The following is a 15910-nucleotide window of genomic DNA, read 5'->3' as shown; positions in this document are numbered from 1 at the left end:
TGACCGCTGGCAGTGGGTCGATCTCGCCTCGCTCGGCATCATCCTGTTCCTGCTCTATGTCGCGTGGCGCGATCCGCGCCTGCGCTTGTCGGCGCGCCTGCTGCTGCCCGCCGCGCTCGTCGCCGGTGCCTTCCTGATCCTGCCGCGCCTGATGATGGGCGGTGCCTATGTCGACATGCGGCTCGCGCCCGCGATCTGGATGTTGCTGCTGCTGTCGGTTCAGCCCGCCGGCGATCTCCGCCTTGCCCGGATGATCGCGTTCGCCGGGCTCGCCTTCCTCGCAGCGCGGACGGTGGCGGTGACATGGTCCTATGCCGAGCAACTCGCCGAGCGCCGCGCCGACCTGTCGCTAGTCTCCCACATCCCACCCGGAGCGGCGGTGCTCGCGCTCAATTACCGCCCTTGCCTGCGCGACTGGGCGGACGGGCGCGAGGACCACCTCCCTGCCTTCGCGATTATCGAGCGCGACGCCTTCGTGAACGAACAATGGGCGATAGCCGGGCAACATATCCTGAAGGTCAGCTATCCCGCAGCGGGGCCGTTTCAGGCGGATCCGAGCCAGCATGTCTATCCATCCGCCTGTGCCGAGGAAGGCCGAAGCCTGACCCGCGCCCTCGCGTTGTTCCCGCGCAACGCCTTCCATTACGTCTGGCTGAGTGGAATTCGACTGCCCGATCCAAGGCGTTTCGGCCTCGTAACCGTCTGGGGTCTGGGACGGTCGACTCTCTACGAAGTCGTTGGCAGCGCAGCGCTGCCGCGTGTAGAGCGCGGTCTCCCGGATGCGGGGCGGAGAGGCGAGCGAGCGGAGAGATGAGCAACACCGGCCTGGAGGCCGTCTTCCTGTCGAACCGGGAGAGGCTGCTCGGCTTTCTGCGCGCCCATGGCGCGGGGGATGCGGCCGAGGATCTGCTGCAGGAATTATGGCTCAAGATCGCGGCGGCGCCGAGCGGTCCGGTCGCGCAGCCGCTGTCCTATCTCTTCCGTGCTGCCAACAACCTGATGCTCGACCGCTACCGCTCGCAGCAGCAGGCGACCAGGCGCGACCATGACTGGACCGAGGCGGCGACCACCCTGCCCGGAACGTCCGACGAACCGTCGACAGAGCGCCGGCTGATCGCCCGCGAGCAGCTGACCATCATGCAGCGGACGATCGACGCACTCGGCCAGCGGGCCGCGGCGATCTTCAGGCGCCACCGGATCGACGGCATCGGACAACGCGACATAGCCAAGGAATTCGGTGTCAGCATCAGCACGGTCGAAAGCGATCTGCGCCGCGCCTATCGCACGGTAATCGAGACACGGAGCCGCTTCGATGAGGAATGATAGGAACGACTCCGTCCTGTCTGTCGGAGGGCCCCGAGTTCATGGCTGAGGACAGGCACGATATGGAAGACGCGGCGCTCGACTGGGTGATCCGCCTGCGCGATCCCCGCTTCGAGGACTGGGACGCGTTCGAGGCGTGGCTGTCGTCGGATCCGGCCCATGCCGAGCTCTACCAGCGGCTTGCCGTCGCCGATCAGGATCTCGACGGCGTCCTGCTGCCCACAGAAACGCCGCCCGTCGAACAGCCGGGCGCGGACAATGTCGTGGCTTTTCCGGCGCAGCGGTCGCGCGGAATCGGCCGTCGGACGTGGATCGGCGGGGCGATCGCCGCGTCGCTGGCGGTGCTCGTCGGCGTCGGCATGGTCGATCGCCAGCCCGCGCTCTATCCGGTCGAAACCGCACCGGGCACGCGCCGGGTCGTCGCGCTCGATGATGGCAGCAAGATCATCCTCAACGGCGGGACGCGCATCATCCTCGACCGCAAGGACCAGCGCTACGCCACGCTCGAACGCGGCGAGGCGCTGTTCGACGTCGTCCACGACGACGATGCCCCCTTCAAGGTCAAGGTCGGCGATGCGACGCTGGTCGATGTCGGCACGCGCTTCAACGTGCTGCGCGAGGGCGGCACGACTGCGGTCCAGGTGGCCGAGGGCGCTGTCGTCTACAATCCGGAGTCCGAAGCGGTCCGCCTCGACGCAGGCCGCGCGCTCCGCGCGGTCGATGGCGAGACCCAGCTGGCGCTCACTGCCGTGACGCCCGACGCCGTGGCCGGATGGCGCGAGGGCCGGCTGATCTATGACGGCCAGACGATGGCCGAGGTCGCCGCCGATCTCGCCCGCTGGTCGGGGCAGACGGTGCGTGCCGATCCCCGCATCGCCGGTCAGCGTTTCCGCGGCGTGCTCAGCCTCGCCGATGGCGAGGACATCGTCCGACTGGCGCCGCTGCTCGAGGTCGATGTCCGTCGCAGCGGTCAGACATGGATATTGGCGCCGCGCACCCCGTGATCCGATCGCTGCCCCTCGCCGTCCTAGCCCTCGCCATCCCGGCCCAGATCGCGGCTGCGGAGACGAAGGCACTCGACCTGCCCGCAGGACGACTCGGTGAGGTGATCGCGGTATTGGCAAAGCAGACCGGCGCCTCGGTCAGCGTGTCCGATCGCTCGATCTGGACGATGCGGGTGGCCGCGTTGCGCGGCCGGATGGACGCGGAAAAAGCTCTGCGGTCATTGCTTCGCGGCAGCCGGGCGCGCGTCGTTCCGATTGGCGGCAATGCCTTCCGGATCGTACCGGCGGAGACAGGACGCAGCGAAGGCCGACCCGGCGTCGCAACCCCGCCGATCGTCACCGAAGACGACCAGTCGATCGTCGTCACCGCGTCGAAGCGCGACACCCGGCTGCGCGACTTCGCGGGCTCGGTCAGCCTGCTCGACGGCGCCGATCTGGCGTTCGGCGGCGAGCAGGGGATGGAATCGGTCCTCGCCCGCGTCGCCAGCCTGTCGTCGACGCATCTGGGGGCGGGCCGCAACAAGCTGTTCATCCGGGGCATCGCCGATTCGAGCTTCACCGGCCCGACCCAGGCGACGGTCGGCCAGTATCTGGGCGACATGCGGCTGACCTACAACGCGCCCGATCCCGACCTGCGCCTCTACGACATACAGTCGGTCGAGATATTGGAAGGGCCGCAGGGTACACTCTACGGCGCGGGATCGCTCGGTGGCGTGATCCGGATCATCCGTAATGCGCCGCGCATGGGCGAAACTGGCGCTGCGCTCTCTGCCGGCCTCTCCGCAACCCAGCATGGCGATCCGTCAGGCGACATCGGCGGGATGGTCAACATTCCCGTCGCAGGCGAACGGATCGCCCTGCGGGCCGTCGGTTATGGGCTAACCGAAGGTGGCTATATCGACGACGTCTGGCGGCGGAAGCGCGACATCAACCGCACCCGGGTGGCCGGCGGACGGGCCACGCTCCGCTTCGACATGGGCGACGGATGGACCGTCGATCTCGGTGGCGTCTATCAGGACAATGAGGGGCGCGATGGCCAATATGCCGATCGCGCGCTGGGCGGGCTCAATCGCGCCAGCCGCGTCGCCGGTGGGTTCGACGCCGACTATGGGCTGGGCGAACTGGTCATTTCCAAACAATGGGACAGGCTCTCCTTCCTGTCCTCGACCGGCTATGTCCGCCAGAACCTCCGCGAGAATTACGACGCGAGCGTAATCGGGCAGGACCGGCAGTTTCGCCAGACCAACCGTACGCGCATGTTTGCGTCGGAGAATCGACTGTGGCGGCCGACACGCGACGGCTTCGGCTGGGTGATCGGCGCCAGCTACACGCACAACCGCACCGATCTCGACCGCGCGCTCGGGCCGGTCGGGCGACCGCTGCCCGTCACCGGCGTATCCAACCGGATCAACGAGTTCACGCTCTATGCCGAGGCGAGCGTAGAGCCGCTGCGCGGCATGACCGTCACCGGCGGCGCGCGCTACACCCGGTCGCGGCTCGGCGGCGGTGCCGAGCAGGCGACTCCGGCCTTCTCGCCCACGCTCGAAGCCGCCCGTGCAGCGATCGTCGCGCGGCGGACCGAGGAGCGCGTGCTTCCCTCGGCGTCGATTTCGGCCGCCCTCCTCCCCCGCCTGCTCGTCTTCGCGCGCTATCAGGAGGGCTTCCGCCCAGGTGGGCTCGCGGTCGAGGGTGGCTTCGTGCGGCGCTTCCTCAACGACCGGGTGTCGACGATGGAGACCGGCCTGCGCTATGGCCAGCGCGGGCGCGATCCGATCGATCTCTCGCTGAGCCTCAGCTACACGCGCTGGCGCAACATCCAGGCCGACTTCATCGACGCCGGGGGCCTGCCGACCACCGACAATATCGGCGACGGGCGCATCTATTCGCTCAGCGGTGCGGTCGGCTGGAGCCCGATCGACAATTTCGTGATCGACGCGGCCGCGACCTACAACAACAGCCGCGTCACCGATCCTTCCACCGCACTCCTGACGTTGCTCGCAACGGCGCCGGTCAACAGCGCCACCGGCGCGCTGACTGGCGGACAGGGGCGCATCCCCAATGTCGCGCGCTTCACCACCCGCATCGGTGCCGACTACAGGGTCGCGCTCGACGACCGGCTCGACCTGCGGATCAATGGCTGGATCCGCTATATCGGCAAGTCGCGGCTCGGCATCGGGCCGATTCTCGGCGACCTGCAGGGCGACTATGTCGACACCGCGTTGACCGCCCGCATCGGCCGCCCGGACTTCGGAGTCAGCATCGGCCTGACCAACCTCACCGACGCGATCGGCAATCGCTTCGCCCTGGGTACGCCCTTCGCCATGAACGGCGGCCGGCAGATCACCCCGCTGCGTCCGCGCACGATCCGGATCGGCCTCGACCGCAGCTTCTAAGTCCGCTGCGTTGCGGCGTCACGAAGCGACTTTCAAACCTCTTCGCATTTTCCTCCAAGGCTGCGCGCGCACGTCCCCGTCTTGGGAGCATGCGGGACGAAGGACGCCGGTCGAGCGCCCCTTGCCCGACAGCCAAGAGGGATCTCATTTCCGATGCGTCACCTGCTCGCCTCCACCTGCCTCGCCGCGCTCGTCACGGTCCAGGCGCATGCTGAAACCACCGTCGCCGACAAGCGCACCGCGCCGATCCGCACCTCCACGATCAAGGCCGGCGCCCGCGACGACATTCGCATCACCTCCGCCGGATCGGTCGTCCCGACCACGGGCGGCGCGGCAGTCTTCCTCGACAGCGCCAACAAGGTCGTGAACGAGGGCACGATCCAGATCACCAATGTCGACAACAGCATCGGCATCCGCGCCGAAGTCGGTCTCACCGGCTCGATCACCAACGCCGCCAACGCCAAGATCATCATCGACGAGACCTATGTCCCCGCCGACGACGACAAGGACGGCGACGTCGACGGTCCCGTCGCCGCTGGCACCGGCCGTTACGGCATCCGTACCATGGGTGCCTTCACCGGCGACATCGTCAACAACGGGCAGATTTCGATCGAGGGCAAGGACTCGGCCGCCGTGCTGACCGGCGGGCGGCTCGACGGCAAATTCGTCACCGACGGCACGATCACCGTCGTCGGCGACCGTTCGGTCGGCGTGCGCCTCGGCGACGTGACCGGCGGTGTCCAGGCTGCCGCCGTCGGCCAGCCGACCACCGCCGTCCGCCTGGCGGGCTCGATCGCCGTCGTCGGCAAGGATGCGGTCGGCGCCTCGCTCGAGGGCAACCTCAACGGCTCGCTGGTCGTGCAGGGGACGATCACCGCGACGGGCTATCGCACCACCACCCCGCCGACCGACACGTCGAAGCTCGACGCCGACGATCTGCAGCAGGGCGGCCCCGCCGTCCGGATCGCGGGCGATGTCGCGGGGGGCGTCGTGTTCGCGGTCGCGCCGAAGGACAGCAGCACCACCGACAATGACGAGGACAAGGACGGCATCGAGGACGCCAAGGAAGGCAATGCCGCCGTCACCTCCTACGGATCGGCCGCCGCCGTCCAGATCGGCGCCGCCAACCGCTCGGTCACGATCGGCGCGCTGCCCGGCAATGGCGACGGCCATGGCCTGGTGATCGAAGGCACCACCTCCGGCCAGGGCACCTATGCCGGCTTCGACGGCAACGGCCTCGTCATCGGCGGGCAAGGCGCTCCGGTGACGATCGCAGGCGGCGCCACGATCAAGGGTACGGTCAACGCCAGCGGCGCCAGCGCGACCGCGATGCGCATCGGCTCCGGCGCGCAGGTTCCGACCGTCAAGGTCTCGGGCATCGTGCAGGCGGCGGGCACCAACGCCGCCAACGCGCGCAGCGTCGCCCTCCAGATCGACCAGGGCGGCAAGACCTTCGCGATCAGCAACAGCGGCACCATTCGCGCCGCCGCCAGCGGCACCGCGTCGAATAACGGCGCAACCGCGATCGCCATCCTCGACCTGTCGGGCGAGGTCGACACTGTCGACAACAGCGGCACGATCAGCGCGACGGGCGCTTCCGCCGGGCGCAACGTCGCGATAGACCTGTCGGCCAACAATCGCGGCGCGCGGATCGGCCAGACGGTCGTCGCGAGCGGCGTTGCGGCCCCCGCCATCACCGGCGACGTCCGCTTCGGCGGCGGCAACGACCTGTTCGACATCGCCGACGGCACGATGACCGGCAACACCAGCTTCGGCGCGGGCTCCAACCAGCTGCTCCTGTCGGGCGACGCCGCCTATGCGGGCAAGGCGAGCTTTGGGGCGGGCAACGACATCGTTTCGCTGTCGGGTACGTCGACCTATGCGGGCGACATCGACTTCGGCGGCGGCAGCGATCTGATGACGGTCAACAGCGGCGCGAAGTTCACCGGCGGCCTCATCAACAGCCAGGGCCTCGGCCTGAACGTCAGCGGGTCGGTCGATATCGGCCGCACCACCGCATCGCTGCGCACCCTCTCGGTCGGCGGGTCCGGCACGCTCGGCGTATCGATCGACGTCGCAAGCCGGTCGAGCACGCTCTATCAGGTTGCGGGCGACGCCAGCTTTGCCTCGGGATCGAAGGTGCTCGTCAAGCTCTCGGGCGTGACCGGCGCCGAAGGGCGCTACACCTTCCTCAAGGCGGGTTCGGTGACCGGCGCCGGCAATCTCTCGGCCAATGGCACGCTCCTGCCCTTCATGTTCAAGGGCAATGTCGCCGCCGTATCGAACACCGAACTGGCGATCGACATCAAGCGCAAGACCACGACCGAGCTGGGCCTCAACCGTTCGCAGGCAACCGCCTATGACGCGATCTTCGCCGCGCTCGCCAAGGACGACAAGATCGCCGGCTCCTATCTCGCCACCACCGACGGCGACAGCTTCCGCCGCAAGGTCAAACAGATGCTGCCCGACCATGCCGGCGGCGCGTTCGAGACGGTGACGATGGGTTCGCGCGCGACGGCGAGCTTCCTCGCCGATCCGAACGCTCCCTTCGCCGACATGGGCAATTGGGGCTTCTGGCTCCAGCAGGTCGGCTGGGGCACGTCGAAGAGCCTGGGTGACACCGCCTCCTACGACATCAGCGGCTGGGGCGCCTCGGGCGGCGCCGAGATCAAGACCGATCTCGGCAGCTTCGGCATCGGCCTCGCCTATCTCTATGGCAAGGACGCCGACGGCGGCACCGACAACAAGGTCGACGCCGGTCAATATGAGGTGTCGGGCTACTGGCGCGGCTATTGGGGCCCGTTCCAGGGCTGGACGCGCGCCTCCTACGCCCATGTCGACTTCAAGGGTACCCGCCGCTTTCAGGCGTCGACCGGCACCGACGCGGTCGAACGCGTCGCCAAGGGCGCGTGGAACGGCCGCCTGCTCTCGGCCGCAGCCGGCGCCGCCTACACCCTGCACATGGGCTCGTTCAGCCTCCGTCCGAAGGCCGCGCTCGATTATTACAAGCTCAAGGAGAAGGCCTATTCGGAGACCGGCGGCGGCGACGGCTTCAACCTGATCGTCGACGGCCGCAGCTCGGACGAACTGGCGGCGACCGCCAGCCTCGCGGCGGGCTTCGATTTCGGCGGGCAGAATGAGGATGCCGGCTGGTTCCGGATCGAAGCCGAAGGCGGCCGCCGCGAACTGGTCGGCGGGTCGCTCGGCAGCACCACCGCGCGCTTCAAGGGCGGCACCGCCTTCACGCTGGCCCCGGAGGATCGCACCAGCGGCTGGATCGGCAAGATCCGCGCCGTCGGCGGCGGCAACGGCTTCCAGATCGGCGGAGAAGCAGGCGCCGAGGAACAGCAGGGCCGTGCGGCCATCTCGATCCGGGCGAGCCTCGTCGTCGGCCTCTGATCTACCCCATCCCTCCTTTCAGGAGGGTATCCCCGGGACGGGTGCTCCCCCAAAGAAGGCGGTCATCGAGCCCCCCAGACCGCCGGCCCGTCCCACCCTGTATCCGCGTACCCACGCCCTCTCCCGCCAGCCGGGAGGGGGCGTGATGCCGTTCGGGGGCCGGCACCGCGTCACCAGCCCTGCTCCAGGCACGACCGCGTCGTCAGAGCCCCAAAAAAAATCGGCGGCACATTATTTCATCCACAGATTCTTTTGTTGCGCCTTCGTTCCGCCGGGACGGGCAAAGGACTGATCCGACTCAGTAATCCATCGCGTCAAGGGGGCGGAGGTTCAGTTCGTCGAAGCGACGAAGCGAGTCTCGTTAATGTCATTTTGACTCTTGCGTCCGGACTCAGATGAGGCACTATAGGTTGTGTAAGACAACAGGGGCAGCGCTAGTGGTGGTGGACGCGTCCGGGGGCCATGTTCCCGGCGAAGAGAACCGCGCGGCGCTGTGAAAAGCGGGGATAAGGGGGCGATTGCGCTGGTAACGGCGCGTGGATCCACTATCTTGAGCGGACAGCCTGAGTCGAACGCAAACGGAACAGGACTGGTACGAACCAGTCCATGGATAGTGTGGCGGAGACGGGCCGATGGACCTTTCTGGCAGCAGCAGCGAAGCGAGCACGAACGACGTGGCGACCCTGATGGACTCGATGTTTAAGGACGCAAAGACCGGACCTGCGGAGAGCGAGGCGAAAGCCCCGGCCGCAGAGACGAAGGCTGCGGCAAAACCGTCGAGCGGCAGCATGGAGATCCGCCCGCAGCTCTATCCGATCGAGGTCGACCACAGCCGCGATGCGCTCCTCACCGACTTCGGCAAGGAAACGCTGACCGATCGCTACCTGCTTCCCGGTGAAAGCTATCAGGACCTGTTCGTCCGCGTCGCCTCGGCCTATGCCGACGACCAGCCGCACGCCCAGCGTCTCTACGACTATATTTCGAAGCTGTGGTTCATGCCGGCGACCCCGGTCCTGTCGAACGGCGGCACCGGACGCGGCCTGCCGATCAGCTGCTATCTCAACTCGGTCGACGACAGCCTCGAAGGCATCGTCAACACCTGGAACGAGAATGTCTGGCTGGCGGCGCGCGGCGGCGGCATCGGCACCTATTGGGGCTCGGTGCGCGGCATCGGCGAGCCGGTCGGTCTCAACGGCAAGACTTCGGGCATCATCCCCTTCGTCCGCGTCATGGACTCGCTGACCCTCGCGATCAGCCAGGGTTCGCTGCGTCGTGGCTCCGCCGCAGTCTATCTCGACGTGTCGCACCCCGAGATCGAGGAGTTCCTCGAGATCCGCAAGCCGTCGGGCGACTTCAACCGCAAGGCGCTCAACCTGCACCATGGCGTGCTGCTGACCGACGCCTTCATGGAAGCGGTCCGTGCCGGCGCCGAGTGGGAGCTGGTGAGCCCGAAGGATGGCTCGAAGCGCGCTTCGGTCGATGCCCGCGCGCTGTTCCAGAAGCTGGTCGAGACCCGCCTTGCCACGGGCGAGCCCTATATCGTGTTCAGCGACACGGTGAACCGCAACATGCCAAAGCACCATCGCGACCTCGGCCTGAAGGTTTCGACCTCGAACCTGTGCTCGGAAATCACCCTGCCGACCGGCCGCGACCATCTGGGTCAGGACCGGACTGCCGTCTGCTGCCTCAGCTCGCTCAATCTCGAGACCTGGGACCAGTGGAACGGCGACAAGCGCTTCATCGAGGACGTCATGCGCTTCCTCGACAATGTGCTGCAGGACTATATCGACCGCGCCCCGCCCGAAATGGACCGCGCCCGCTACAGCGCGAGCCGCGAGCGTTCGGTCGGCCTCGGCGTCATGGGCTTCCACAGCTTCCTGCAGGCGCGCGGCATTCCATTCGAAGGCGCGATGGCCAAGAGCTGGAACCTCAAGGTCTTCCGTCACATCGCCGCCGCCGCCCAGGAAGCGTCCATGCTGCTCGCCAGCGAACGTGGCCCCTGCCCCGACGCCGCCGATCAGGGCGTAATGGAGCGCTTCAGCTGCAAAATGGCGATCGCGCCGACCGCGTCGATCTCGATCATCTGCGGCGGCACCTCGGCCTGCATCGAGCCGATTCCGGCGAACATCTACACCCACAAGACGCTGTCGGGCAGCTTCTCGATCAAGAACCCCTATCTGCAGAAGCTGCTCGCCGAGAAATCGAAGGACAGCGACGCGGTGTGGAACACGATCCTGGAGAAGGGCGGTTCGGTCCAGCATCTCGACTTCCTGACCCAGGAAGAGAAGGACGTATACAAGACCAGCTTCGAGATCGACCAGCGCTGGCTGATCGAACTCGCGGCCGATCGCACCCCTTATATCGACCAGGCCCAGTCGCTCAATCTGTTCATCCCGGCCGATGTCGAGAAGTGGGACCTTCTGATGCTGCACTTCCGGGCATGGGAGCTCGGCATCAAGTCGCTCTATTATCTTCGTTCCAAATCGGTTCAGCGCGCCGGCTTCGCCGGTGGCGTCGAAGCCGATAACACGCCCGATCTCAAGCAGATCGAGCTGGAGACGAAGGATTATGACGAGTGCCTCGCCTGCCAGTGAGGCGGGCGGGCCGGTCTGCCTGAAGCGGTCCTGGACCGGCGGCGGGCGGACGCGTTTGAGGAGCGTGTGGGGATGGTTGACGCTGCCGGATGGGTGGCCGGGGTCGAATGATGGCGGAACTGCCCGTGACTCTGATCATCGCCGTGGCAACGGTCCTGGTGGGACTGCTGTGCTTCTGGCTGTTCATCGCAGCGCTCGTGCGGTTGTCGAAGGTGAAGAAGGGCAAAGGCACCTTCACCGACACGCCGGCCGAGCTCAAGAGTTTCGCGATCAGGCAGGGCCTGAGCGCGGTCGTGATGTTCGCGCTCGCCGCGATCATCGTCCTATTTAGTTGAGAAAGGTCAGCCAGATGTCGCTTCTTCAGGCCAGCCGCACCTACAAGCCGTTCGAATATCCCTGGGCCTTCGAATATTGGAAGCGCCAGCAGCAGCTCCACTGGCTTCCCGAGGAAGTCCCGTTGGGAGAGGATTGCCGTGACTGGGCGCAGAAGCTCACCGATCATGAGCGCAACCTGCTGACCCAGATCTTCCGCTTTTTCACCCAGGCCGACGTCGAGGTGCAGGACTGTTACCACGACAAATATGGCCGGGTGTTCAAGCCGACCGAGGTCAAGATGATGCTGACCGCCTTCTCCAATATGGAGACGGTCCACATCGCGGCGTACAGCCACCTGCTCGACACGATCGGCATGCCCGAGACCGAATATAGCGCCTTCCTCCAGTATAAGGAGATGAAGGACAAGCACGACTATCTGTCGACCTTCGGCGTCGACAGCGACGAGGATATCGCCCGCACCCTGGCAATGTTCGGCGGCTTCACCGAGGGTCTGCAGCTGTTCGCCAGCTTCGCGATGCTGATGAACTTCCCGCGCTTCAACAAGATGAAGGGCATGGGGCAGATCGTAACCTGGTCGATCCGCGACGAAACGCTCCACTGCGAAGGCATCGTCCGCCTGTTCCACGCCTTCGTGAAGGAGCGCGACTGCCTGACCGCGTCGGTCAAGGAAGACATTCTCGACATGTGCCAGAAGACGGTGCGGATCGAGGACGCCTTCATCGACCTCGTCTTCGAGATGGGTCCGGTCAACGGCATGACGCCCAAGGACATCAAGAAATATGTCCGCTACATCGCCGACTGGCGCCTCGGACAGCTGGGCCTCAAGCCGATCTACATGATCGACGACCATCCCCTGCCCTGGCTCGCGCCGATGCTCAACGGCGTCGAGCATGCTAACTTCTTCGAGACGCGCGCCACCGAATATTCGAAGGCCGCCACACGGGGCCAGTGGAGCGACGTGTGGGACGCGTTCGATCGCCGGCGCGAGGCGAAGACCAGCACCGCCGCGAACGAGGACAGCAGCGAGGGCAACCTTTTCGGCCTGGCCGGCGTAGCCGCCGAGTAATCGCTCTCTCCTTTTACCCATGAAAAAGGCCCGTCCTGCCAGCGGCAGGGCGGGCCTCTTTTTATCGGCAGTCCATCATGGACCGCTTATATCACTCAATCCTCGCGATCGGCGCGGATCTGTCGGTTGAGCTGGTCGAGCCGCTGCTGGATCAGCGATTCCTCATTGGCGGTAAAGCGACCGCCCGAAGCACGCAGACGATCCTCCTCGCGACGGATCGAGGTCAGCTGCGCACGGGCGGCATCGGCCTCGCGCTTGGTGATCGCGCCGCGATCGCGCTGGCGATCGATGCGCGTCTCGATACGCGCCGCGCGCTCCCGCGTGTCGAAGCGGCGGTCGACGCCGTTGTTGCCGACACCATTGGCCGGAACCGGGCCGAGCGAGACCCAGCGACCCCGGGCGTCATAATAGCCGCGCACATTGCCACGCACCCAGCGACCATTGGCGTCATAATAACCAGACGCCGTCATCGGCTCCCAATAGCCGCTCGCCGTCGAAGACGGGCGGCTGCCAGGCACCCAAACGCCATTGGCGTCGTAGCGGCCATAGGTCTCGCCTTCGATCCAGCGTCCGCGGCGGTCATAATAGCCCGGCTGGCTAGCGGTCACCCACTGGCCGTCTGCCGCATAATAGCCCTGAACGCCGATCGGCACCCAGCGGCCATCGCGGTCCCAATAACCCGAACTGCGCGCATCGCCGTCGAACGACACCCAGCGGTTGTTGCGATCATAATAGCCGTTGGGCGGACCTTCGACCCAGCGATTGTCGCGGTCATAATAGCCGCGCGCATCGCGGTTGCTCAGACGGTTCGCGTGCCAGCGGCCATTCTCGTCATAATAGCCATAGGCTTCGGCGCATTTGTTGTCGCTCTTGGCGAGTTGGTTGCCGGCGACACCGCCGGCTACACCGCCGACGATCGTGCCCACTTCCTTGTGGCGGCCGCCGTCGATCACGCGGCCGAGGATCGCGCCAATGCCGGCGCCGGCGATCGTCGCGATCGTCCGGCCGCTCTTGTCCTGCTTGCAGACGGTTTCGGCCTGGGCGACCGAAGCCTGCCCGATGGCCAGCGCGGCGACACCCGCCGCGATCATGAACTTACGCATATGCATCCTCCGGGAACGGAGTTGATCGTTCCGCTGTCGGCAAAAGCGCTCATCCGGCAGCTTGGTTCCCGAAGCCAGGCTGGTGACGGGCGACAGAAGAGTTCAGGATCGGGACGATTGACGACGCGCGCCGTGCGCGCGACCATGCGCCCCAGTGCCGTTCGATCAGAACCGGAGGAAAGCCCATGCGTGCCCGCCTGTTGGTATCGATCTACATCCTTGTCTGCCTCGGTGCACCCGCCGCAGCGATCGAGATCGCGCCTGCGACGGACAAACCGCTGACCAGCCTGCCCGATGATTGGCTAGAAAAGGATTTGAACGGCCCGAAAGCGGCCCCGACCCCCGATGCAGCAGCGGAGACGAAAGCCGAAGTCGCCGAAGCTTCGGGATCGAGCGCCGGTGTGGCGACAGCGCCAGATTGCAAGAAACCGAGTGGCACGACGGGCCTGATCCTGGGCGCGGTGGCGGGAGGCCTGCTCGGCAATGTGATCGATGGCGGTGACCGGCGCACGCTCGGCACGCTGATCGGAGCCGGCGGCGGCGCCTTGCTGGGTCGCGAAGTCGAGCAACGCTCGGCAAAATGCCCCTGAAAGGTGACCCTCGTCCCTGTCGCGGCGATGAATGCGACGTAGTTTTCAGTTCACGCAACCAGCTTCTTCAACGGCCGTTATGCATCCGACTCCCCCACTATGGAGACGGACAATGCGTAAGTTCATTCTCGCCGCCGCACTGACGGCGATGATCGCCCCGACCGCCGCAATGGCGGATCCGCCACATTGGGCGCCCGCCCATGGCAAGCGCGAGCGTGACTGGCGAGAGGCGCGTCGATATGACTGGAACCGCCCGGACCCGCGCTACGCCAACCGCTATGATGCCGCCCGCTATTATCGCGATGGGCGCGACTATCGCGAACGCCGCCTGACCCGCAACGACCGAATCTATCGCGGATATGACGGCCGCTATTATTGCCGTCGCCCGGACGGCACGACCGGCCTGATCATCGGCGGCGTGGCCGGCGGCCTGCTCGGCAACGCGCTCGACAATGGCCGGTCGTCGACCCTCGGTACCCTTATCGGTGCTGGCGCCGGCGCGCTGCTCGGCCGCTCGGTGGAGCGCGGCAATGTGAAGTGCCGCTGATCCCGTTAACCATCTTTTAGTAGCTGTTGCGTAAGGTTGCTTAGCGCTTGACCAAGCCCCTCTCGCGCGCCAATCGGGCCGCGAGAGGGGAAGTCCATGCTCGATCCCGCATATAAGCCGTCTGCCCGCCGCATATTGTTCGCGAGCCTAGTCGGCACGTCGGTCGAGTTCTACGATTTCTACATCTATGCCACCGCCGCCTCCCTGGTGTTCGGCCCGCTCTTCTTCCCGGCGGAATCGCCCTCGGCCCAGCTTCTGTCGGCTTATGCCAGCCTCGGCCTCGCCTTCCTCGCCCGCCCGCTCGGCGCGTGGCTGTTCGGCCATTATGGCGACCGCATCGGCCGCAAATCGACCCTCGTCGCGTCGCTGCTGCTGATGGGCGGTTCGACCACGCTGATCGCCTTTTTGCCCACCTATCAGATGATCGGATGGGTCGCCCCCTTCCTGCTCTGTATCCTGCGCTTCGGGCAAGGCATCGGCCTGGGCGGCGAATGGGGCGGCGCGGCGTTGCTGGCGGTCGAGAATGCACCGCCCCATATGCGTGCGCGCTATGGCATGTTCCCCCAGCTGGGCGCGCCCGTCGGCTTCATAGCCGCCAATGGCCTGTTCCTGATCCTGGGTCTGCTGCTGACCCAGGATCAGTTCATGGACTGGGGCTGGCGCCTGCCCTTCCTCGGATCGGCCGTACTCGTCCTGATGGGTCTGTGGGTTCGCCTCAAGCTGACCGAAACCCCTGCCTTCCGGCAGGCGATGGAGCAGGCAGAACCGCCCAAGGTACCGATCGCCGAGCTGTTCCGCGACCATCTGGGTCCGACCTTCGCCGGTACCTTCGCCGCCGTGGCCTGCTTTGCGACCTATTATCTCGCGACCGCCTTCGCCCTCGGTTACGCGACCAAGACGCTGGGCGTGCCGAAGGAAACCTTCCTGTCGATCCAGATCGGCGCCATCCTGTTCATGGCGCTGGGTATCGCGTTGGCAGGGTGGTGGTCGGACCTGCGCACCCCGCGCTATGTCCTGATCGCAGGCTGCTTCGGTACGATCGTGACCGGCATACTGCTCGGACCGATGTTCACCGGAGGGGCGCTCACACTGATCGCTGGATGGCTGGCACTATCGCTGTTCATGATGGGCTTCGTCTATGGCCCGCTCGGCGCCTTCCTGCCGTCGCTCTTCCCGCCGCGCGTCCGCTACACCGGCGCATCGATGACCTTCAACATCGCCGGCATTCTCGGCGCGGCGCCGGTGCCGCTGGTCGCACAGTGGCTGGCCGACCGGGGCGGTCTCGCCTTCGTCGGCTATTATCTCGCGCTGTCCGCAGCGGTCAGCCTGATCGCATTGTGGTGGTCGCGCCACCATGACAAGCGCGCTATGATCGCCTGATGTTCCTGAACTTCCTCGACGAGCTGCGCGCCGCCGGCATCCCCGCCAGCCTCAAGGAGCATCTGACGCTGCTCGAGGCGCTGAAATCGAATGTCATCGATTATTCGATCACCGATTTCTACTATCTGGCCCGCGCGACGTACGTGAAGGACGAAGGCCTGCTCGATCGCTTCGA

The 15910-nt window shown here is 66.2% G+C and carries 11 protein-coding genes and 2 pseudogenes; 12 read left to right on the top strand and 1 reads right to left on the bottom strand.

From position 1 onward, the window contains the following. The 8 genes and pseudogenes from KAY22_RS14930 to KAY22_RS14895 form a co-directional block, all read left to right on the top strand. Nucleotides 1-814, top strand: a pseudogene (locus tag KAY22_RS14930) (hypothetical protein); the annotation flags it as partial. Continuing rightward, nucleotides 811-1323, top strand: a complete 513-nt coding sequence (locus KAY22_RS14925) for an RNA polymerase sigma factor (protein WP_296624211.1) — start codon at nt 811-813, stop codon at nt 1321-1323. The pseudogene KAY22_RS14930 and the gene KAY22_RS14925, both read left to right, overlap by 4 nt. Before the next feature lie 41 nt (nt 1324-1364). Next, nucleotides 1365-2327, top strand: coding sequence for a FecR domain-containing protein (locus tag KAY22_RS14920; protein ID WP_296624210.1), 963 nt, complete (start codon nt 1365-1367; stop codon nt 2325-2327). Continuing rightward, nucleotides 2300-4720, top strand: coding sequence for a TonB-dependent receptor (locus tag KAY22_RS14915; protein ID WP_296624209.1), 2421 nt, complete (start codon nt 2300-2302; stop codon nt 4718-4720). Before KAY22_RS14920 ends, KAY22_RS14915 begins: the two co-directional genes overlap by 28 nt. A gap of 153 nt (nt 4721-4873) precedes the next feature. Beyond that, nucleotides 4874-8119, top strand: coding sequence for an autotransporter outer membrane beta-barrel domain-containing protein (locus KAY22_RS14910; RefSeq protein WP_296624208.1), 3246 nt, complete (start codon nt 4874-4876; stop codon nt 8117-8119). A gap of 632 nt (nt 8120-8751) precedes the next feature. Beyond that, entirely contained in the window at nt 8752-10713 is a 1962-nt protein-coding gene (locus KAY22_RS14905) for a ribonucleoside-diphosphate reductase subunit alpha (RefSeq protein ID WP_296624207.1), read from the top strand. Nucleotides 10714-10820: 107 nt separating this feature from the next. Next, nucleotides 10821-11048, top strand: coding sequence for a hypothetical protein (locus KAY22_RS14900; protein ID WP_296624206.1), 228 nt, complete (start codon nt 10821-10823; stop codon nt 11046-11048). Between the two features lie 14 nt (nt 11049-11062). Further along, nucleotides 11063-12115 (top strand): ribonucleotide-diphosphate reductase subunit beta, encoded by a 1053-nt coding sequence (locus KAY22_RS14895; RefSeq protein WP_296624205.1) that lies wholly within the window; start codon nt 11063-11065, stop codon nt 12113-12115. 95 nt (nt 12116-12210) lie between these two features. Here KAY22_RS14895 and KAY22_RS14890 read toward each other — a convergent pair whose 3' ends face one another. After that, on the bottom strand, nt 12211-13218 hold the full coding sequence (locus KAY22_RS14890) for a glycine zipper 2TM domain-containing protein (protein ID WP_296624204.1): 1008 nt from the start codon (nt 13216-13218) through the stop codon (nt 12211-12213). A gap of 185 nt (nt 13219-13403) precedes the next feature. On the opposite strand from KAY22_RS14890, the gene KAY22_RS14885 reads away from it, so the two are divergent. From KAY22_RS14885 to KAY22_RS14870, 4 genes and pseudogenes are all read left to right on the top strand, one after another. Further along, nucleotides 13404-13808, top strand: a complete 405-nt coding sequence (locus KAY22_RS14885) for a glycine zipper 2TM domain-containing protein (protein WP_296624203.1) — start codon at nt 13404-13406, stop codon at nt 13806-13808. A gap of 112 nt (nt 13809-13920) precedes the next feature. Further along, the gene (locus KAY22_RS14880) at nt 13921-14355 is read left to right on the top strand and encodes a glycine zipper 2TM domain-containing protein (protein ID WP_296624202.1); all 435 of its coding nucleotides are present in this window, start codon (nt 13921-13923) and stop codon (nt 14353-14355) included. A 96-nt stretch (nt 14356-14451) separates the two neighbouring features. Further along, nucleotides 14452-15735, top strand: coding sequence for an MFS transporter (locus KAY22_RS14875; protein ID WP_296624201.1), 1284 nt, complete (start codon nt 14452-14454; stop codon nt 15733-15735). Further along, a pseudogene (locus tag KAY22_RS14870) lies at nt 15735-15910 on the top strand (VWA domain-containing protein); the annotation flags it as partial. The gene KAY22_RS14875 and the pseudogene KAY22_RS14870, both read left to right, overlap by 1 nt.

This window comes from Rhizorhabdus sp., from assembly GCF_018006725.1.
Lineage (GTDB): Bacteria > Pseudomonadota > Alphaproteobacteria > Sphingomonadales > Sphingomonadaceae > Rhizorhabdus.
Note: the sequence above shows the minus strand (reverse complement) of the source record. Positions and strands in the feature narration are given on the sequence as shown.